Genomic DNA, 18,604 nt, shown 5'->3' on the forward strand with positions numbered 1-18,604 from the left:
GGTTTCGGCAGTGCGGCTAAGCTCAAAAAGGGGAGTGAGTCTTACTTTCATGAGGTGAGTGGATGGTTGAGTCGCAGCGGAAAGTTACAAAACCCGAGTTGTACGAACGATTGATAGATCGTCTGGCTTTGGCCCTGGATACAGCGAGAACAGCAGGAAGCTTGCGTAATGAGCGTCCTGTGGAGTTGGAGTTGCGTGGCCTGAGTCATGCCGAGCTCGAGGTGATCAAAGCCTATCTGGATCGTAGCGAACGTGAGACGCAATTGAGCGTGCTCGAATGCCTGAGGCACGAAGTGACTCCACATTCGGCCAAGGTCATCTGGTTGAAAGACAAGGTGCCCGCCCGGGATGCGGTAAAGGTCCGATCCCTGCACTTCAAGTGAGTCTGCGCAGCCCGTTCGGGCATCTGCGCAGCGTCAACGCCGCGTACCTTGTGCGCAAAATCTGTTTCGTATCTGTTGTTGCTTTGCTTTTACCCACTTAGGCTTCGAGCATCTTTGGAGATGCTCGATGCCTTTTCGTTATTTCGTCAAACAACTACTCCTGCCGCCCGGCCTTCTGTTGCTGTTGCTTCTGTTCGCCTGGTGGTTTCGCCGCTCTAGGCCACGATTGGCCGGTGTGTGTTTTGCCCTCGGCCTGGGCGGGTTCTGGTTGATGAGCCTGCCTGTGATGGTGGAGTGGGGCGCGGGTGCCCTGGAGAGTGAGCCGGCGCTGACGCAAAGCCAGTGGTCGACCCTGGCCGAACAGGCCGATGCGATCGTGGTGCTGGGCTCGGGGCGGGAGCGTGGCGATCCGGCCTGGGGGGCCGACCAGCCGACCGGGGTCGGGCTCGAGCGTCAGCGTTACGCGGCGCGCCTGGCCAAGGCTTCCGGGTTGCCGATCCTGACCAGCGGAGGCCTGCACTACGGCACGCCGCCTACGGAAGCGGCGCTGATGGCCGAGTCGTTGCTGAACGATTTCGACGTGAAGGTGCGCTGGCAGGAAGGGCGTAGCCGCACGACCTGGGAAAACGCCCAATTCACCGCACAAGTGCTGGAGCCGCAAGGTGTCAAACGCATAGTGCTGGTCACCCAGGCCTGGCATATGCAGCGGGCTGTCTGGAGTTTCGAGCAGGCAGGATTCACCGTGGTGCCGGCCCCCGTGGGATTCCTCGGGGTGGATAACGCCAGGCCGCTGGGCGGCTGGATGCCGGAGTTCAAGTCGATCTGGCAGAGCGGCCAGTTACTGAACGAGGCGGTGGGGCTGGTGGGCTACAAGCTGTTTTATCGTGGAGAGGACTAGGTTCATCTCGAGCCAGTCCGCTCCCTCGGGAATCGCAAATCCCCGGCAGGAGCGAGCAGGCTCGCGATGAGGTCAGACGGTCTTGGCGATCCGGCTGGCCAGCAGGGCCCAGCCGAATAGCAGGACGCTCAGGATGATCAGTGGCCAGGAGCGCCACTGCAGGTAAGGCGTCAGGTTGTGCATCGGCACCACTTCGCCGTACAGGATTCCGCGTTCGAACTGCGGAATCTGCACGGTGATCTTGCCGAACGGGTCAATCAGGCCGGTCACCCCGTTGTTGGTAGCGCGGATCATCCAGCGGCCGGCTTCCAGGGCGCGCATCTGGGCCATCTGCAAGTGTTGCAACGGGCCGATCGAAGTGCCGAACCAGGTGTCGTTGCTGATGGTCAGCAGCAGGTCGCTGCGGGCTGACAGGCCGGCGGCGAATTCCGGATACACCACCTCATAGCAGATGAACGGTGCGATCTGGTAGCCCTTGGCTTGCAGCAAAGGCTGGTCGGCAGGGCCGCGGGCGAAGTCCGACATGGGCAGGTCGAAGAACGCGATCAGGCCGCGCAGCAGGTCTTGCAGGGGCACATACTCACCGAAGGGCACGAGCTTCTGCTTGAGGTATTCGCCATCGCCTTCGCCGACCACGGTAATGCCGTTGAAGTAGCGTTTCTGGTGGTGCACTTCCTGGCGGATCGGTACGCCGGTGATCAGCGCCGAATGCCGGTCGGCGGCGAAGTTGCCCATCATGTTCAGATAACCTTCGGCCGACTCCTTGAGCACCGGCACCGCGGTTTCCGGCCACACCAGCAGATCCACGCGCTTGGAGCCGAAGCTCATGTCGCGGTACAGCGCCAGTTGGGAGTTGAGCTGTGCGGGGTCCCACTTCAGGCTCTGTTCGATATTGCCCTGGATCGCCGCCACGGTCAGCGGCTCGCCCGACGGGCTGGTCCAGGCGTGTCCCTTGAGCGCGATGCCGATCACCCAGGGGGCGACCAGCAGCACCAGGCCGGCGGCGATAAACCCCTTGCGTCCGGCGCGGATCAGGCCCGGCAGGTTGTAGAGCAGGGCGGCGGTCAGCGCCAGGGTAAAGGAGATCAGCCACATGCCACCCAGCGGGGCCAGGCCGGCCAGAGGGCCGTCGAGCTGGCTGTAGCCGGAGTAGAGCCAGGGGAAGCCCGTCAGGAACCAGCCGCGGAAGGCTTCCTGGCCCACCCAGAGGGCGGCGAAGGCCAGGGCGTCGGCGAGGGGGGCCTCATTGCGCCGCAGCCAGCGCGCCCAGATCCAGGCCGGCAGGGCGAAAAAGAAGGCGATGGCGGCAATGAAGGCCAGCATCAGCAAACTGGCCAGCAGCACCGAGGCGCCACCGTAGGTATGGATGCTGACGTAGATCCAGCTCGTGCCGGCGGCAAACAGGCCGAAGCCGAAACACCAGCCGCGCCACAGCGCCTGACGCGGGCTCAGCTCGCGCAGGCCGGCATAAAAGAAGCCGACCGCCAGCAGTGCCAGCGGCCAGATGTCGTATGGCGCCAGGGCCAGGGTGGTGATTGCGCCAGCCGCCATGGCCAGCAGGTTACCGGGCCAGCCGGGGCGGGTTAAGCGCAGCATGTCGATCCTTAACGGGGGATAGGCGTTAGTCGCAGCAGATGAATCCGACGACTGTCGGCATTCAGGATACGGAAGCGATAGGCACCGATTTCGGTGATTTCGTTGCGTTTAGGCAGGTGCCCGAACGCGCTCATCACCAGGCCGCCGACGGTGTCGAATTCGTCGTCGGAGAACTCGCTGTCGAAGAACTCGTTGAAGTTCTCGATCGGCGTCAGCGCCTTGATCAGGAAATCGCCGCTCGGCAGGGGCTTGATGTAGCTGTCTTCCTCGACGTCGTGCTCGTCTTCGATATCGCCGACGATCTGTTCCAGCACGTCCTCGATGGTCACCAGCCCCGCCACGCCGCCGTATTCGTCGATGACGATGGCCATGTGGTTGTGGTTGGCGCGGAACTCGCGCAGCAGCACGTTCAGGCGCTTGGACTCGGGCACGAAGGTCGCTGGACGCAGCAGGTCCTTGATGTTGAAGCTGTCGCCGTTCTCCTTGAGGATCAGCGGCAGCAGGTCCTTGGCCAGCAGAACGCCCATGACGTCGTCATGGCTTTCGCCGATCACCGGATACCGTGAGTGCGCGGAATCGAGGACGGACGGCAGGAATTCGCGGGGAGTCTGGGTCGCCTTGATGCTGATCATCTGCGAGCGCGGAACCATGATGTCCCGTACCTGCAGGTCAGCGACCTGGATGGCGCCTTCGACGATGGCCAGCGCTTCGCTGTCCAGTAACTTGTTCTGATGGGCTTCGCGCAGCAGCTCCAGCAGCTCCTGGCGGTTTTTCGGCTCATGGGCAAAAGCCTGGGTCAGTTTTCCCAGCCACGACTTTTGCCCGCTGCTCGATCGGTCTTCGCTCATAGCGATTACTCTAAATCCTTGGTTGTTACAGATGGATGTTCTTCGGTTTCGTCGTCCGCATAAGGGTCGGGATGACCCAGTTCTGCAAGCAACGTTCGTTCCAGTGCTTCCATTTCTTCGGCTTCGTCGTCATCTATGTGGTCGTAACCCAATAGATGCAAGCAGCCGTGAATCACCAGATGGGCCCAGTGGGCCTGGAGGTCCTTGCCTTGTTCGGCGGCTTCGCGCTCGACCACTTCGACGCAGATCACCAGGTCGCCGAGCAATGGAATGTCCAGCAGCTCGTCCGGCACATCGGCGGGGAACGACAGGACGTTGGTGGCATAGTCCTTCTGCCGCCAGGTGCGGTTCAGTTCGCGGCCTTCAGGCTCGTCCACCAGACGGATGGTCAGTTCCGAGTCGGCGGTGCGCTGGCGCAGGGCCAGCTCACACCATTGGCGGAACAGGGCTTCGCTGGGAGCAGGCTTGTCGCTTGCCAGTTGCAGATCAAGCTCAAGCATCGTGGCGATTGCCTTTTTCCGCGGCGGGCTGGGCGGACTCGTCGGCCACGCGCTGTTCGAAGCGCTCGTAGGCTTCGACGATGCGCTGCACCAGCGGATGGCGCACCACGTCCTTGGGCATGAAGTGGGTGAAGCTGATGCCCGGCACATCCTTGAGGACGTTGATCACATGGGCCAGGCCGGACTTGGTGCCCTTGGGCAGGTCGACCTGGGTGATGTCGCCCGTGATCACGGCGGTGGAGCCGAAGCCGATCCGGGTCAGGAACATCTTCATCTGCTCGACGGTGGTGTTCTGGCTTTCGTCGAGGATGATGAAGCTGTTGTTCAGCGTACGGCCGCGCATGTAGGCCAGCGGCGCAATCTCGATGACCTGGCGCTCGATCAGCTTGGCGACATGTTCGAAGCCGAGCATTTCATACAGGGCGTCATACAACGGGCGCAGGTACGGGTCGATCTTCTGGGCCAGGTCGCCAGGCAGGAAGCCGAGTTTCTCGCCGGCCTCGACCGCCGGGCGCACCAGCAGGATGCGCCGTACCTGCTCGCGCTCCAGTGCGTCTACCGCACAGGCCACGGCCAGGTAGGTCTTGCCGGTACCGGCCGGGCCGATGCCGAAGTTGATGTCGTTGCCGAGGATTTCCTTGACGTAGCGCTGCTGATTCAAACCGCGTGGGCGAATCATGCCTTTTTTGGTGCGCAGGGCCACGGCCGCTTCGGCGACAGGGTGATTGTTCAGCTCTTCGACGGCGGATTCCTGGAGGAACAGGTGCACCATGTCCGGCGACAGCTCGGTACCCTTGGTTTCCCGGTACAGGCGGCGCAGGAGGTTTTCCGCGGAGGTGGTGTGCTTGGGTTCGCCGATCAGCTCGAACTGATTGCCGCGGTTGCGGATCTCGATGGTCAGGCGCTGTTCGATCAAGCGCAAATGCTCGTCGAATTGCCCGCACAGATTGGCGAAGCGGCGAGCCTCAAAGGGCTCGAGGATAAAACGATGTGGTTCTATGGGTGCGTTCAAGGTCGTTTTTTAGCCGCCCAACGGCAATAAAGGATGAAATCAAGGATAACGCCAGAGGCCTGGGTGCGAAAGCTCTTATACGAAGCAATGTCTTTCGCCACATTTTCCTTGGAGGCCGGCTTCCCGGCGATGGCGTGCCCGAGGCCGCTACCGCTGGTCAGCCAGCATCGGCAGGAGGTTATTGCAGCAGCGATCCGCGCAGCGAGTGAGGCTGGGCCGAGTCGATATGCACGTCGGCAAACTGGCCGATCAGGGTTGGATTGTCGCAGCGGAAGTTGACGATACGGTTGTTCTCGGTCCGCCCCTGCAGTTCGCCCGGATCTTTCTTCGAGTAATCGGTAACCAGGATGCGCTGGATCGAGCCGACCATCTGTCGGCTGATTTCGAATCCTTGCTGGTTCAGCCGGTGTTGCAGCGCGTTCAGGCGTTCCTTTTTCAGCTCTTCCGGGGTGTCGTCCGCCAGATCGGCCGCCGGGGTGCCCGGGCGCTGGCTGTAGACGAACGAGTAGGAGAAGTCGAAGCCGACGTCTTCGATCAGCTTCATGGTCTGTTCGAAGTCTTTTTCGGTCTCGCCGGGGAAACCGACGATGAAGTCCGAGCTGATGCAGATGCCTGGCACGGCGGCGCGAAGTTTGCGCAGCTTGGACTTGTATTCCAGCGCCGTATGGTTGCGCTTCATGGCTGCAAGAATCCGGTCGGAGCCCGATTGCACCGGCAAGTGCAGGTGTTTCACCAGTTCCGGCACTTCGGCGTGGGCCTGGATCAGGCTGTCGGAGAACTCCAGCGGATGGGAGGTGGTGTAGCGGATGCGCTCGATGCCATCGACCGCCGCGACCACGCGGATCAGTTCGGCGAGGTCGGCCAGGCGGCCGTCGTGGGTCTGGCCGCGGTAGCCGTTGACGTTCTGCCCCAGCAGGGTGACTTCGCGCACGCCGTTTTCCGCCAGGTGGATGATTTCGGAGATCACGTCGTCGAACGGCCGGCTGACTTCCTCGCCACGGGTGTAGGGCACCACGCAGAAGGTGCAGTACTTGCTGCAGCCTTCCATCACCGAGACATAGGCACTCGGGCCGTCGATGCGCGGCTCTGGCAGGTGGTCGAATTTTTCGATTTCCGGGAACGAGACGTCGACCTGCGGCAGCTTGCTGCTGCGGGCGGCATCGATCATTTCCGGCAAGCGGTGCAGGGTCTGCGGGCCGAAGACCACGTCGACGTACGGTGCCCGGTCACGGATCGCCGCGCCTTCCTGGCTCGCCACGCAACCGCCGACAGCGATGACCATGTCCGGGTTGGCCAGCTTCAGCTCGCGCCAGCGACCCAGTTGGGAATACACCCGGTCCTGGGCCCGTTCGCGGATCGAGCAGGTGTTGAGCAGGATGACGTCCGCGTCTTCGGCGCGGGCGGTGACTTCCAGGGCCTGGTGTTCACCCAGCAGATCGACCATGCGCGAGCTGTCGTACTCGTTCATCTGGCAACCGTGGGTTTCTATGTAAAGCTTCTTGGCCATGGAAGGGGTCATCACGTGATTCAAAGAACCGCGCATTATAGGGAACATGGCCTTAGGTTCCTACCGCTGCGCGTCCGGTGGCTATGCTATAGTTCGCGCCCTCTTTTATATCCCCGATGTGTTACCCGCCCACCATGACCAAACGTGAAGCTCCAATCTACAAGGTGATTTTCCTCAACCAGGGACAGGTGTTCGAAATGTACGCCAAGCAGATCTATCAAAGTGATCTGTGGGGTTTCCTGGAGGTGGAAGAGTTCGTCTTTGGCGAGCGCACGCAAGTGGTCGTTGATCCGAGCGAAGAGAAGCTCAAGGCCCAGTTCGAAGGTGTGGTGCGCAGCTTTGTGCCGATGCATTCGATCGTGCGTATCGACGAGGTCGAGCGCCTGGGCACGCCGAAGATCAGCGAGGCGCGTGGCGTGAGCAACGTCATGCCGTTTCCGATGCCGATGCCTGAGAAGTAAGGGCTGTATCGAGTGTGCTATCGCGAGCAAGCTTGCTCGCGATGTCATCAAGGCAGGGGGGAGAAGGGCGAACGCCCGTCGGCGCTCTGCAGTTCCATCAGGTATTTGCGGAAAATCTGCCCCAGTACCTGGGTGGCGACTTCCAGCTCATCGCGCTGCATGTGCTCGGCCACTTCGTCGGCCGTGTCCAGTGCCTCTTCGGCGCCATTGACCGCCGCCATCTTCAGCACGATATAAGCCTGGACGTTGTTGGCCGGTACGCCTTCGCCGCGGAAGAACATGGTGCCGAGCTTGAATTGCGCCTGGGCGTGGCCTTGCAGCGAGGCCTTTTCAAAGTAGCTCAGGGCCTGATTGAGATCGCGCGGGGTATTTTTACCTTCGTAGTAGAACTCGCCCAACTCGTATTGCGCTTGCGCATCCCCTTCGTCAGCCGCCTTCTGGCAGACCGCCAGGGCCTCGGACAGATCCTGTGACTGAGTATTGAGGGTGCAGCGACCCATCGCTGGGATCAACAACGAGTTGCCGCCTGCTTGTGCGTGCGCGAGCAGGGGCTGAAGGAGCAACAGGCAGCCCAGTGCAAGGGCGCGGCCGGTGCGGTTCATGGGAATCGACTTACCTCTGAAGGGCGCGCGGACCCATCGAGGGATCCAATAAGCGCGCATTATGAAATAAGCAGGGCCAACCTTACAAAGTCTTTACTCGTTTTTCTGCTGCGCGGGCGCGATATCCGCCGCTTTCGGGGCTGTTTCGGGAGTTGGGGCGCGAATGCCGCGTAAAACCGGCGCCAGGAAGTGCTGGAGCCGGTTTTACGGGGAGGGTTACTTCAGGGCGGCGAAAGCGCGTTCGGCCGCATCCAGGGTCAGTTTCAGCTCGGCGTCGCCGTGGGCGATCGAGGTGAAGCCGGCTTCGAAGGCACTCGGGGCCAGGTAGACACCGCCTTCGAGCATCAGGTGGAAAAAGCGTTTGAACAGGTTGGCATCGCTGGCCATCACGTCGTCGAAAGTGACGATGTCGTCGGCGCCGCTGAAGTACAGGCCGAACATGCCACCCGCCTGGGTGGTCACGAATGGGATACCGGCGGCGTCAGCGCGTTGCTGCAGGCCGTCGAGCAGGCGGCTGGTGTAGTCGCTCAGCTCGGCATGGAAGCCCGGGCGGCTGATCAGGCGCAGGGTGGTCAGGCCGGCGGCCATGGCCAGCGGGTTGCCCGACAGGGTGCCGGCCTGGTAGACCGGGCCCAGCGGCGCGATGTGTTCCATGATCTTGCGCTTGCCGCCGAAGCAGCCCACCGGCATGCCGCCGCCGATGATCTTGCCAAAGGTGGACAGGTCCGGGGTAACGCCGTAGTGCGCCTGGGCGCCGCCGAGGGCGACGCGGAAACCGGTCATCACTTCGTCGAAGATCAGCACCACGCCGTGCTTGTCGCACAGGCTGCGCAGGCCTTCGAGGAAACCCGGCGCCGGTGGCACGCAGTTCATGTTGCCGGCCACGGGCTCGACGATGATGCAGGCTACTTCCTGGCCGACTTCGGCGAGCATCTTCTCGACCGCGTCGATGTCGTTGAACGGCAGGGTCAGGGTGTGTTTGGCGAAGGCCGCCGGTACGCCGGCCGAGCTAGGCACGCCCTGGGTCAGCGCGCCGGAGCCGGCCTTGACCAACAGGCTGTCGGAGTGGCCGTGGTAGCAACCTTCGAACTTGATGATGCTGTCGCGGCCGGTGAAACCACGGGCCAGGCGGATCGCGCTCATGGTCGCTTCGGTGCCGGAGCTGACCATGCGCACCATTTCCATGGACGGCACGATGGAGCAGACCAGGTCGGCCATTTCGGTTTCCATGGCGGTTGGGGCGCCGTAGGACAGACCGTGTTCCAGCTGTTTGCGCACCGCGTCCAGCACGTCCGGATGGCTGTGGCCGAGGATCATCGGGCCCCAGGAACCGACGTAGTCCACATAGCGCTTGTCGTCTTCGTCGGTGACGTAGGCGCCTTCGGCGTGCTTGAAGAACAACGGCGTGCCACCCACGCTCTTGAACGCACGCACGGGCGAGTTCACGCCACCGGGGATGTGTTTCTGGGCATTGGCAAACAGGGTTTCGGAACGAGACATGATCGGGCTCTCGGAAATCAGCGGTTAGAAGAGGGCGTTGAAGGCGCGGGCACGGCGGGTCACTTCCTGGGCGCTATCGGCGCCGAACAGGCCATGGACCACGGCCAGCAGGTCGACACCATGGGCGACCAGCGGCGCGGCGTTCTCCAGGGTGACGCCGCCGATCGCGCAGATCGGCAGGTGCAGCCGGGGGCGGGCCTGGTCCAGCAGCTCCAGGTTGGCCGCCGGTGCGCCGGGCTTGGTGTTGGAATTGAAGAAGCGACCGAAAGCGACATAGCTGGCGCCTTCTTTGGCGGCTTGCTCGGCCAGTTCCAGTTGGGCGTGGCAGGTCGAGCCGATGATCGCCTGGCGGCCGAGCAGAGCGCGGGCCGGAGTCAGCGGGCCGTCGGTCTGGCCCAGGTGCACGCCGACGCCGATGCGCGCAGCCAGTTCGGCATCGTCGTTGATGATCAGTTGGGTCTTGTAGCGCTCGCACAAGCTGTGCAGGGCCTCGGCTTCGCGCAGGCGGCGGGCTTCGTCGCTGCTTTTGTCGCGGTATTGCAGGAGGGTCACGCCACCGTCGAGCGCCGCCTCCACGTACTGCAGGAATTTGCCGGCCAACAATTGGCTGTCGGTAATGGCATACAGACCACGTAGTTTCATCGAGCGGGCCTCATGGCTTACGAACAGAAGTCCAGCGGCAGGCGGCGCGGTACGAACTGGCCTTGGCCCAGTTGCTCGGCGTCGCGCAGGGTGCGCCAGGTGTAATCGAGGGCCGACTTCACGGCGCTGGCCAGGCTTTCGCCCTGGGCCAAGCGTCCGGCCAGGGCGCTGGCCAGGGTGCAACCGGAACCGTGATAGCTGCCCGGCAGCCGCTGGCAGGTGTAGGTGTGACGACTGCCTTCGCGGCTGTACAGGCGATTATGCACTTCATGCTCGTCACCATGACCGCCGGTGATCAGCAGGTGCTTGACGAACGGCAGGAGCTTTTCCGCGCACTGATCCGCGCTGCCTTCGGGCAACTCGGCGAGGATTCGCGCTTCCGGAAGATTCGGGGTGGCGATGGTCGCCAGTGGCAGCAGGCGTTCACGCATGGCGTAGCCGACCTCGTCCTTGCCCAGGCGACCACCGCCGCCAGCGCGCAACACCGGGTCGCAGACCATCGGCAGATGCGGGTGCGCCTGCAACAGCTCGACCACGGTGTCGACCATTTCCAGCGAACCGAGCATACCCAGCTTGACCGCCGCGACCACGGAGTCGTTGAGCACCGCGTTGGCCTGGGCCAGCACCCACTCGCGATCCAGCACACGGAAGTCGCTGACGTTGACCGTATCCTGCACGGTCAATGCGGTCACAGCGGGAGCTGCATGGCAGCCCTGGGCGAGCAGGGCTTCGATATCTGCCTGCAGGCCGGCGCCGCCACTGGGGTCGTGGCCGGAGAGACAGAGGACAACGGGACGAGAGCTGTAGATATTCATGGTGCGCGAGCTTACCACCAAACGTCTTTTTTGCACGGCTCCTCGCGTGTCGGCCGGGGCTGGATTTTCCACCTTGCCGACAAGTTGACCGAGGCAACAGCTCTAGATCAACGGATAGCGCTGAAACGCCCGTTCTAGAGCCTTTAAACTAAAACTTTTCATGGTGTTCTTTGGCCACCAACGGCTATGCTAGAGTGGATCCAAACCAATAACAGGTCATGCCGGTTTCACGTCTACTCAAAGGGAAATGGGGGGCTTCCTGACACCACCGGACAGGCCACGCTGGGGCTTTATGCGCTATTTGCTGATGTTGCTGTTGAGCTTGCCGATGCTGGCTGGCGCGGTCGAGTTCGACGAGTTCACCCAGAGCCTGCCCTTGGGTCGGGTGATGCAAGTGTTTGAAGACGCGAGTGGTCAGGCAACGATCGCGGATGTCAGTTCACCGGCCATGGCCGGCAGTTTCAAAGCCCATGACAAGCCCACCCTCAACGCCGGTTACTCCCGCTCGGCATTCTGGCTGAAAATCGACCTCGGCTACCGTCCCGCCAACCCATCCATACGACACACCTGGCTGCTGGAACTGGCCTATCCGCCGCTCGATCATCTGGAGCTGTATCTGCCCGATGAGGCCGGTGGCTACCGCCTGGCCCAGCGTACCGGCGATGCCTTGCCGTTCGACAGCCGGCAGATCCGCCAGAACAATTACCTGTTCGACCTGAGTTTTGCGCCCTACGAGCAAAAGACCCTGTTCCTGCGCCTGCAGAGCCAGGGCTCGGTCCAGGCGCCGGTGACGCTCTGGTCCAGCACGGCGTACCTGGAAGCGCAGCCGGTGCGCCTGTATGTGCTCGGCCTGATCTACGGCGTGCTGCTGGGGATGCTGGTCTACAACCTGTTCATTTACCTGAGCGTGCGCGACACCAGTTACCTCTATTACATCCTCTACATCGCCTCGTTCGGGCTGTACCAGGTGTCGGTGAACGGCGCCGCGGTGGAGTACTTCTGGCCGGACAACCCGTGGTGGGCCAACGCGGCGACGCCATTCTTCATTGGCGCGGCGGCCCTGTTCGGTAGCCTGTTCGCCCGCAGCTTCCTGCAGACCGCCCGCCACAGCCGCTGGGTCGATCGCCTGCTGCTGGTGCTGATCCTGTGCAGCGCCGTGGTGGTGGCCCTGTCGCTGATGACCAGCTACGCCCTGGCGTTGCGCCTGGCCACGGCCCTGGCGCTGATCTTTACCGTGGTGATCTTCGTCTCCGGCATCGTTGCCTGGTGCCGCGGCATGCGTGTGGCGCGTTACTTCATCATCGCCTGGTCGGCGTTCCTGGTGGGCGGGATCATCAATACCCTGATGGTGCTGGGCTATCTGCCGAATATGTTCCTGACCATGTATTCCAGCCAGATCGGTTCGGCCATCGAAGTGGCGCTGTTGTCACTGGCCCTGGCCGACCGCATCAATTCGATGCGCGAACAGCAGGCCCAGACCCTGTTCGATGCCGGGCAGAAGCTCGAAGTGCTCAACCAGCAGCTGGCCCACAGCAACCGGCTCAAGGATGAATTCCTCGCCACCCTGACCCACGAACTGCGCACGCCGATGAATGGCGTGATCGGTTCGCTGGAGCTGATGCAGACCGTCGATCTCGACCCGGAGCTGGAGCAGTACCAGCAGACCGCCGCCGGTTCGGCCCGGGACATGATGCGCATGGTCAACGGCATCCTGACCCTGACCGAGCTGCAGGCCGGCAAGCTCAGCGCCCAGCGTGAGACCTTCAGCCTGCGTTCGCTGCTCGATGCCTTGCGGGGCCAGTTTTGCGCCAATGCCTCGGCCAAGGGATTGGGCTTCGATGTCGACCTGGCCGCCGGGCTGCCTGACCGGCTTTTAGGCGATCGCGGCAAGTTGAGCCAGTGCCTGGAGTGCCTGTTGGACAATGCCATCAAGTTCACCCGGGTGGGCGGCCTGGTCCTGCGAGTGACCGGCAAGCCGACGGCGCCGGGACGGCTGGCGATGACCTTCGCGGTGATCGACACGGGCATCGGTTTCGTCAATCTCGATGAGGCTTCGCTGTATCAGCGTTTCTTCCAGCTCGATGGTTCGATGACCCGTGAATACGGCGGGCTGGGCGTGGGGCTGGCGATCTGTCGGCAACTGGTGGATCTGTTGGGTGGCCATCTGACCCATGAATCGGAGCCGGGGCGCGGCAGCTGTTTCCGCCTGGAGGTGACCTTTGATCTGGACGGCGAACAGCCGATGGCGTCCCAGCCGGCCTTGCGGGTCCGCTCCGTCCGGCGCCTGCCGCAGGATTGCAGCGTGCTGCTGGTGGACGACAACAGCATCAATCAGCTGGTGATCCGCGGCATGCTGCTCAAGCTGGGGTATCAGGTGCGCACGGCGGAGAATGCTCGCGGGGCGTTGGCGTTGCTGCGCCGAGAGTCGGTGGATGCGGTGCTGCTCGATTGCCAGATCGAGCAGGCCGAGGCGCTCAAACTGTGCGACCAGGTGCATGGCATGCCGGGTTGCGCCGGGTTGCCGGTGCTGCTGGTGTCGGCCTCGGCACATGGCCTGGAGGCTGAGCGCTGCCTGCTCGATTACCTCTCCTGGCCGGTGAAATTCGAAGAGTTGCAAAGCGTTCTGGCGCGTCGTGTGCTGGCTCCGGAACAGGGCGAAAGCGCCGGTATTTAGGCGGGTATGCCACTTTGTTCGTCGGGGAGGGGGTGCTTAACTGAGGTTCTGGCACACCCCTCAAGGAGCCCCCGAGATGAACCTGCACCAGTTCGCCGAGACCCACGAAGTCACCAACCAGCCACCTTCCCTGGACGGTACCAACCTCTATCGAATCGATCTGCCGTTGCAGGAGTGGGCACGGCGTTTTGGCGCCGGCTGGGCCGAATCGCGGATCGACGCTTACGGTGCCCTGGCTGGTGGGCCGTTGATGGAGGCGGGGTTCCTGGCCAACCAGAACAAGCCGGTGTTCACCAGCCATGACCGTTATGGGCATCGTCTCGACCTGGTGGAGTTTCACCCGGCGTATCACGAGCTGATGCGTACCGCCATCGAGCACGGCCTGACGTCCTTGCCCTGGACTCATCCGCAGTCTGGGGCGCATGTCGCCCGCGCCGCCATGTCCTATCTGCACAGCCAGGCCGAAGCCGGCAGCGGTTGTCCGCTGACCATGACCTTCGCCTGTGTGCCGGCGCTGAAGCTGCAGCCGGACCTCGCCGAGCAATGGCTGCCGAAAGTGCTCGCCACCGAATATGACCCGCGCAATGTCGGCATGGCCCACAAGGCCGGCGTCACCATCGGCATGGCGATGACCGAGAAACAGGGCGGTACCGATGTGCGCGCCAACACCACCAAGGCATATCCGGTGGGCGCTACGGGGCCGGGGCAGGCCTATGAACTGGTGGGCCACAAGTGGTTCTGCTCGGCGCCGATGTGCGACGCCTTCCTGACCCTGGCCCAGACCGAAAAAGGCCTGACCTGCTTCCTGTTGCCTCGCCACCGTCCGGACGACAGCCGCAACCAGTTCTATATCCAGCGCCTGAAAAACAAGCTCGGCAACTGCTCCAATGCCTCCAGCGAAGTGGAGTTCCGCGGGGCTCTGGCGTGGATGGTCGGGGAAGAGGGGCGCGGTGTGCCGACCATCATCGAGATGGTGGCCATGACTCGCTTCGATTGCATGGTCGGTTCCAGCTCGCTGATGCGCCAGGCCCTGACCCAGGCCAGCCATCACTGCGCCCATCGGCTGGTGGGCGGGCGGGTGCTCAGCGAGCAGCCCTTGATGCAGAACGTGCTGGCCGACCTGGCGCTGGAAAGCGAGGCGGCGTTGGCCTTGAGCCTGCGTATGGGTCGCGCGCTGGACAATCTGGATGACCCGCAAGAAGCAATGTTCTCGCGACTGGTGACCGCGGTGGGCAAATACTGGATCTGCAAGCGGGCCCCGGCGATGATCAACGAGGCCGCCGAGTGCATGGGCGGCGCCGGTTATGTCGAGGAGAGCATCCTGCCGCGGCTGTACCGCGAAGCGCCGGTCAACTCGACCTGGGAAGGCTCCGGCAACGTGCAGTGCCTGGACGTGCTGCGCGCCTTGTCCAAGGAGCCGGGTGTGCTCGATGCCTTGTTCGCCGAGCTGGGTGACGGCCATGGCGACAGGCGCCTGGCCGCGCATATCGCCAACCTGAAAGGCGCCTTCCAGGACACCGACGACATTCAGTACCGCGCCCGCCAACTGACCGAGGACATCGCCCTGGGCCTGCAGGCCAAGCTGTTGCTGGAAGCCGGCAACGCGGTGGTCAGCGATGCCTTTATCGCCAGTCGCCTGGGTTCGGCGGGAAGGGTCTACGGCACCTTGCCGCGGGGCCTGGATGTCGAGGCGATAGTCGCGCGCTCGACCCCGGCAGGCTTCTGACGCCGCCAGGTGTAGGAGCGAGCTTGCTCGCGATAAATATTCCGGGCCACCGATTCCTTGGGGCTTGAAAGGTCTTTCGCGAGCAGGCTCGTTCCTGGCAGATATTCCGTTGTTCCCGTGAGACGGCGTTGCAGGCAAGATGAAGGCCTGCAAGATCAGAACACAGGATGCTTACCGTGACCGAAGCTTTTATTGTCGTTCAAACCGCCGAGCAAGCCGTGGACCGGCTTGCCGCTTTGCATGAGCGGGCCACCACGTCGCTGAGCCAGGCGCTCAAGCGTTACCTCAAGGACCGCGTCGAACCCGACGCCGAACAGCGCGCCCTGTTTCGTTACCCGCAATTGCGCCTGACCTATCACTGCCAGGGCGAAGTCCCGCAGACCACCCGCGCCTACGCCAAGGTTCAGTTGCCGGGCACCTACAGCGTCACGGTCACCCATCCCGCCGCCTTCCGTAAGTACCTGCTGGAACAGCTGGTGCCGTTGATGCACGACTTCACCGTGACCGTGGAAGTGGGCGTCAGCGAACAGAACATCCCGTATCCGTACGTGGTCGAGCAGGGCGATGAACTGGCTGGTTCCGGCGTTACCGCTGCGGTGCTGGCGCGGGTGTTCCCCAGCACCGACCTGTCCGCCGCCACCGATGGCATCGCCGACGGGCTGTACGATTGGGAAAATACCAACCCGCTGCCCCTGGCGCTGTTCGATGCCGCACGGGTGGATTTCTCCCTGCGCCGCCTGGTGCACTACACCGGCAGCGACTGGCGCCATGTGCAGCCATGGATCCTGCTGACCAACTACCACCGTTATGTCGACCAGTTCATCACCCACGGTCTTGAACAACTGCGCAGCGATCCGCGGTTCGTGCGCATGGTCCTGCCGGGCAACGTGATCATCGAGAAGGGCATGGACCACGGCGAAGCCTCGTCGATCGCCGCCGGGGTGGTCTGGCACCGCTACCAGATGCCGGCTTATCACCTGCTGGCCAGCGACGGCCACGGCGTGACCCTGGTGAACATCGGCGTCGGCCCGTCCAATGCCAAGAACATCACCGACCACCTGGCGGTATTGCGTCCGCATTGCTGGCTGATGATCGGCCACTGCGGCGGCCTGCGGCAGTCGCAGACCATCGGCGACTACGTGCTGGCCCACGCCTACATGCGTCGCGACGGCATTCTCGATCGCGTGGTGCCGCCGAACATTCCGATTCCGGCCCTGGCCGAAGTGCAACTGGCGTTGCAGCAGGCCGCCGCCAACGTCACCGGCGAGAAGGGCGACGACCTGAAAAAACGCCTGCGCACCGGCACCGTGCTGACCTATGACGACCGTAACTGGGAGCTGCGCTGGGCCCAGGAGCGTCCGCTGATCAACCTGTCCCGCGCCGTGGCGGTGGACATGGAAAGCGGCACCATCGCTGCCCAGGGTTATCGCCTGCGGGTGCCGTACGGCACGTTGCTCTGCGTCTCGGACAAGCCGCTGCACAGCGAAATCAAGCTGCCGGGTTCGGCCAACGCCTTTTATGAGCGCGCGGTCAGCCAGCACCTGAAGATCGGTATCGCTGCGGTGGACCTGCTGCGTACCGAGCTCAATTCGCTGCACTCGCGCAAGCTGCGCAGCTTCGACGAGCCGCCGTTCCGCTGATCGCGGGATGGTCATTTAACGGTCGGGCCACTAGCATGGTCGGCCCTGACCGTTAGATGTTCTGTCCGCCATGTCTCGTCCTCCGCGTCCCGCTTCCCGCCGCCCTGGCGTGAAGAGTCCTTCGTCTTCCTCCGCGCCGCGCCGTGTTGCCAAAGCGCCACCGGCCGAGCCGAAGCTGATCCTGTTCAACAAACCCTTCGATGTGCTGACCCAGTTCAGCGACGGCGAAGGGCGGGCGACCCTCAAGGACTTCATCGCGATACCCGGCATCTACCCGGCCGGCCGCCTCGACCGCGACAGCGAAGGCTTGCTGCTGCTGACCAACGACGGCCAGCTGCAGGCGCGCATCGCCGATCCCAAGCACAAGCTGGCCAAGACCTATTGGGTGCAGGTGGAAGGCGAGCCCACGGCCGAGCAATTGCAGCGTCTGCGCGATGGCGTGGAATTGAATGACGGCATGACCCTGCCGGCCGAAGCCCGGCAGCTGGAGGAGCCGCAGCTGTGGCCGCGCAACCCGCCGGTGCGCTTTCGCAAGAGCGTGCCCACCAGCTGGCTGGAGTTGATCATTCGTGAAGGGCGCAATCGCCAGGTGCGGCGCATGACGGCTGCCGTGGGTTTGCCGACATTGCGCCTGGTGCGGGTCAGGATCGGCGACTGGACGATCGAGGGGCTCGATCAGGGCCAGTGGAAGGAGGTTCTGGCGCGTTTATAAGGCGCCGGATTCGATCAGGCCGATCACCACGCTCTTGATGATGAACGCAGCCACGCCCAGGCCCAGGACGAAGAACAGGATGAACGAGCCGAAGCGTCCGGCCTTGGACTTCTTCGCCAGATCCCAGACGATGAAGGCCATGAAAATGATCAGGATGGTTACCAGGCCGGTCATCATCCACTCTTCGAATACTGCAGGATCCATCGAATATCTCCAGCACAGGCAAGGCTAAAAGGCGCGGGCGAGTATACGCCAAGGGGCCGCGGCCGGGCATTGATACAGGTGCGCTTCGTCGTCACACCATCGGGATCTTCTGTAGGAGCGAAGCTTGCTCGCGATAAATGTTCCTGACTACACATCGGCTGCGGCCGAACGCCCCTATCGCGAGCAAGAACTGGGCGTCCCCCTTGCTCCTACAGATACAGATCAGTTGCGCAGGTGGGTCAGCGGCAATTCGGTGCTGTTGAGCACCTGGTTGAGCACGAAGCTGGAGCGCACGCTGGTCACGCCTTCGATGCGGGTCAGATGGCCCAGCAGCAGTTTCTGGTAGTGGTCCATGTCCGGCACCACCACCTTGAGCTGGTAGTCGGCGTCCATCCCGGTCACCAGGCTGCATTCGAGGACCTGCGGCAGGCTGCGGATCGCCGCCTCGAAGTTCTCGAAACGCTCGGGGGTGTGGCGGTCCATGCCGATCAGCACGTAGGCGGTCAGGCTCAGGCCGAGCATCTTGCGGTCCAGCAGGGCGACCTGGCGGGAAATGTAGCCGTCGTCTTCCAGTTGCTTGACCCGACGCGAACACGGCGAAGGCGACAGGCCGATACGTTCGGCCAGTTCCTGATTGGAGATGCGGGCGTCGCGCTGCAATTCCGCCAAAATGCTGAGGTCGTATCGGTCGAGTTTGCTCATGGATCAGGCCTTTGTCATAACTATTGCGCGATATTATCTATCCTGGGTTAAAAATTGCGCAAGTCATGTTTATTGGAGCAATCTTCGCAATCCTCTGTCGGCGCGCCAGGCCTATTCTTATCACCAGAATCACTGCCCGGACATAGAGTCCACTGCGGCCCGCCGAATCAGGCCTGCCGCGG

The 18,604-nt window shown here is 62.9% G+C and carries 18 protein-coding genes; 7 read left to right on the plus strand and 11 right to left on the minus strand.

All coding sequences use genetic code 11. The annotated features are described in order from the left end of the window. The first annotated feature begins 62 nt into the window (after positions 1–62). Both PVZ78_RS27960 and PVZ78_RS27965 read left to right on the plus strand, forming a co-directional pair. The gene (locus PVZ78_RS27960; RefSeq protein WP_273829596.1) at positions 63–383 is read left to right on the plus strand and encodes a hypothetical protein; all 321 of its coding nucleotides are present in this window, start codon (positions 63–65) and stop codon (positions 381–383) included. A gap of 127 nt (positions 384–510) precedes the next feature. After that, on the plus strand, positions 511–1,281 hold the full coding sequence (locus tag PVZ78_RS27965; protein WP_257372335.1) for a YdcF family protein: 771 nt from the start codon (positions 511–513) through the stop codon (positions 1,279–1,281). A gap of 72 nt (positions 1,282–1,353) precedes the next feature. Here PVZ78_RS27965 and lnt read toward each other — a convergent pair whose 3' ends face one another. The 5 genes from lnt to miaB form a co-directional block, all read right to left on the minus strand. Then, complete coding sequence (gene lnt / locus PVZ78_RS27970; protein ID WP_009051024.1) at positions 1,354–2,877, minus strand: apolipoprotein N-acyltransferase; 1,524 nt, start codon at positions 2,875–2,877, stop codon at positions 1,354–1,356. A gap of 8 nt (positions 2,878–2,885) precedes the next feature. After that, positions 2,886–3,725, minus strand: a complete 840-nt coding sequence (locus tag PVZ78_RS27975; RefSeq protein WP_007927086.1) for an HlyC/CorC family transporter — start codon at positions 3,723–3,725, stop codon at positions 2,886–2,888. A 5-nt stretch (positions 3,726–3,730) separates the two neighbouring features. Then, entirely contained in the window at positions 3,731–4,225 is a 495-nt protein-coding gene (gene ybeY, locus PVZ78_RS27980) for an rRNA maturation RNase YbeY (protein WP_007927084.1), read from the minus strand. Then, a complete protein-coding gene (locus tag PVZ78_RS27985) occupies positions 4,218–5,237 on the minus strand; it encodes a PhoH family protein (protein ID WP_023969268.1) in 1,020 nt (339 codons plus the stop codon). The genes ybeY and PVZ78_RS27985 overlap by 8 nt, the downstream gene beginning before the upstream one ends. A 178-nt stretch (positions 5,238–5,415) precedes the next feature. Beyond that, entirely contained in the window at positions 5,416–6,744 is a 1,329-nt protein-coding gene (gene miaB, locus PVZ78_RS27990; protein WP_023969267.1) for a tRNA (N6-isopentenyl adenosine(37)-C2)-methylthiotransferase MiaB, read from the minus strand. Positions 6,745–6,878: 134 nt separating this feature from the next. Here miaB and PVZ78_RS27995 point away from each other — a divergent pair, with 134 nt between their 5' ends. Beyond that, positions 6,879–7,205 carry a DUF1820 family protein gene (locus tag PVZ78_RS27995; protein ID WP_007927079.1) on the plus strand — a complete coding sequence of 109 codons (327 nt, stop codon included), beginning with the start codon at positions 6,879–6,881 and terminating at the stop codon, positions 7,203–7,205. Positions 7,206–7,252: 47 nt separating this feature from the next. On the opposite strand, the gene PVZ78_RS28000 is transcribed toward PVZ78_RS27995, so the two are convergent. From PVZ78_RS28000 to PVZ78_RS28015, 4 genes are all read right to left on the minus strand, one after another. After that, positions 7,253–7,807: a tetratricopeptide repeat protein gene (locus PVZ78_RS28000; protein WP_007927077.1), complete on the minus strand. Its 555-nt coding sequence runs from the start codon at positions 7,805–7,807 to the stop codon at positions 7,253–7,255. Between the two features lie 216 nt (positions 7,808–8,023). After that, the gene (gene hemL / locus PVZ78_RS28005; protein WP_009045779.1) at positions 8,024–9,307 is read right to left on the minus strand and encodes a glutamate-1-semialdehyde 2,1-aminomutase; all 1,284 of its coding nucleotides are present in this window, start codon (positions 9,305–9,307) and stop codon (positions 8,024–8,026) included. Positions 9,308–9,331: 24 nt separating this feature from the next. Continuing rightward, complete coding sequence (gene thiE / locus PVZ78_RS28010; RefSeq protein ID WP_028683497.1) at positions 9,332–9,949, minus strand: thiamine phosphate synthase; 618 nt, start codon at positions 9,947–9,949, stop codon at positions 9,332–9,334. Between the two features lie 17 nt (positions 9,950–9,966). Beyond that, positions 9,967–10,764 carry a hydroxymethylpyrimidine/phosphomethylpyrimidine kinase gene (locus tag PVZ78_RS28015; protein ID WP_273829597.1) on the minus strand — a complete coding sequence of 266 codons (798 nt, stop codon included), beginning with the start codon at positions 10,762–10,764 and terminating at the stop codon, positions 9,967–9,969. Positions 10,765–11,056: 292 nt separating this feature from the next. Between PVZ78_RS28015 and PVZ78_RS28020 the strand changes: the two genes are divergently transcribed. The 4 genes from PVZ78_RS28020 (at position 11,057) to PVZ78_RS28035 (ending at position 17,516) form a co-directional block, all read left to right on the plus strand. Continuing rightward, positions 11,057–13,438 carry a hybrid sensor histidine kinase/response regulator gene (locus tag PVZ78_RS28020; RefSeq protein WP_016703743.1) on the plus strand — a complete coding sequence of 794 codons (2,382 nt, stop codon included), beginning with the start codon at positions 11,057–11,059 and terminating at the stop codon, positions 13,436–13,438. Positions 13,439–13,514: 76 nt separating this feature from the next. After that, on the plus strand, positions 13,515–15,164 hold the full coding sequence (locus tag PVZ78_RS28025) for an acyl-CoA dehydrogenase family protein (protein ID WP_273829598.1): 1,650 nt from the start codon (positions 13,515–13,517) through the stop codon (positions 15,162–15,164). 167 nt (positions 15,165–15,331) lie between these two features. Beyond that, positions 15,332–16,804 (plus strand): AMP nucleosidase, encoded by a 1,473-nt coding sequence (amn, locus tag PVZ78_RS28030; RefSeq protein ID WP_162098616.1) that lies wholly within the window; start codon positions 15,332–15,334, stop codon positions 16,802–16,804. A 70-nt stretch (positions 16,805–16,874) separates the two neighbouring features. Beyond that, complete coding sequence (locus PVZ78_RS28035) at positions 16,875–17,516, plus strand: pseudouridine synthase (RefSeq protein WP_038635506.1); 642 nt, start codon at positions 16,875–16,877, stop codon at positions 17,514–17,516. Here the strand turns inward: PVZ78_RS28035 and PVZ78_RS28040 are convergent. Both PVZ78_RS28040 and PVZ78_RS28045 read right to left on the minus strand, forming a co-directional pair. Then, the gene (locus PVZ78_RS28040; protein ID WP_007927060.1) at positions 17,511–17,720 is read right to left on the minus strand and encodes a DUF2788 domain-containing protein; all 210 of its coding nucleotides are present in this window, start codon (positions 17,718–17,720) and stop codon (positions 17,511–17,513) included. The two genes, PVZ78_RS28035 and PVZ78_RS28040, sit on opposite strands and share 6 nt — an antisense overlap. Positions 17,721–17,942: 222 nt before the next feature. Further along, the gene (locus PVZ78_RS28045; RefSeq protein WP_009045772.1) at positions 17,943–18,422 is read right to left on the minus strand and encodes an Lrp/AsnC family transcriptional regulator; all 480 of its coding nucleotides are present in this window, start codon (positions 18,420–18,422) and stop codon (positions 17,943–17,945) included. Positions 18,423–18,604 lie beyond the last annotated feature (182 nt).

The organism is Pseudomonas sp. SBT1-2 (genome assembly GCF_028640875.1).
GTDB classification, from domain to species: Bacteria; Pseudomonadota; Gammaproteobacteria; order Pseudomonadales; family Pseudomonadaceae; genus Aquipseudomonas; species Aquipseudomonas chlororaphis_I.

Excerpts from the sequence above, each read along its gene's own strand:
- PVZ78_RS27960 (WP_273829596.1), top strand. The coding sequence starts at position 63 with ATGGTTGAGTCGCAGCGGAAAGTTACAAAACCCGAGTTGTACGAACGA.
- PVZ78_RS27965 (WP_257372335.1), top strand. The coding sequence starts at position 511 with ATGCCTTTTCGTTATTTCGTCAAACAACTACTCCTGCCGCCCGGCCTT.
- lnt (WP_009051024.1), bottom strand. The coding sequence starts at position 2,877 with ATGCTGCGCTTAACCCGCCCCGGCTGGCCCGGTAACCTGCTGGCCATG.
- PVZ78_RS27975 (WP_007927086.1), bottom strand. The coding sequence starts at position 3,725 with ATGAGCGAAGACCGATCGAGCAGCGGGCAAAAGTCGTGGCTGGGAAAA.
- ybeY (WP_007927084.1), bottom strand. The coding sequence starts at position 4,225 with ATGCTTGAGCTTGATCTGCAACTGGCAAGCGACAAGCCTGCTCCCAGC.
- miaB (WP_023969267.1), bottom strand. The coding sequence starts at position 6,744 with ATGGCCAAGAAGCTTTACATAGAAACCCACGGTTGCCAGATGAACGAG.
- PVZ78_RS27995 (WP_007927079.1), top strand. The coding sequence starts at position 6,879 with ATGACCAAACGTGAAGCTCCAATCTACAAGGTGATTTTCCTCAACCAG.
- PVZ78_RS28000 (WP_007927077.1), bottom strand. The coding sequence starts at position 7,807 with ATGAACCGCACCGGCCGCGCCCTTGCACTGGGCTGCCTGTTGCTCCTT.
- hemL (WP_009045779.1), bottom strand. The coding sequence starts at position 9,307 with ATGTCTCGTTCCGAAACCCTGTTTGCCAATGCCCAGAAACACATCCCC.
- thiE (WP_028683497.1), bottom strand. The coding sequence starts at position 9,949 with ATGAAACTACGTGGTCTGTATGCCATTACCGACAGCCAATTGTTGGCC.
- PVZ78_RS28015 (WP_273829597.1), bottom strand. The coding sequence starts at position 10,764 with ATGAATATCTACAGCTCTCGTCCCGTTGTCCTCTGTCTCTCCGGCCAC.
- PVZ78_RS28020 (WP_016703743.1), top strand. The coding sequence starts at position 11,057 with ATGCGCTATTTGCTGATGTTGCTGTTGAGCTTGCCGATGCTGGCTGGC.
- PVZ78_RS28025 (WP_273829598.1), top strand. The coding sequence starts at position 13,515 with ATGAACCTGCACCAGTTCGCCGAGACCCACGAAGTCACCAACCAGCCA.
- amn (WP_162098616.1), top strand. The coding sequence starts at position 15,332 with ATGCTTACCGTGACCGAAGCTTTTATTGTCGTTCAAACCGCCGAGCAA.
- PVZ78_RS28035 (WP_038635506.1), top strand. The coding sequence starts at position 16,875 with ATGTCTCGTCCTCCGCGTCCCGCTTCCCGCCGCCCTGGCGTGAAGAGT.
- PVZ78_RS28040 (WP_007927060.1), bottom strand. The coding sequence starts at position 17,720 with ATGGATCCTGCAGTATTCGAAGAGTGGATGATGACCGGCCTGGTAACC.
- PVZ78_RS28045 (WP_009045772.1), bottom strand. The coding sequence starts at position 18,422 with ATGAGCAAACTCGACCGATACGACCTCAGCATTTTGGCGGAATTGCAG.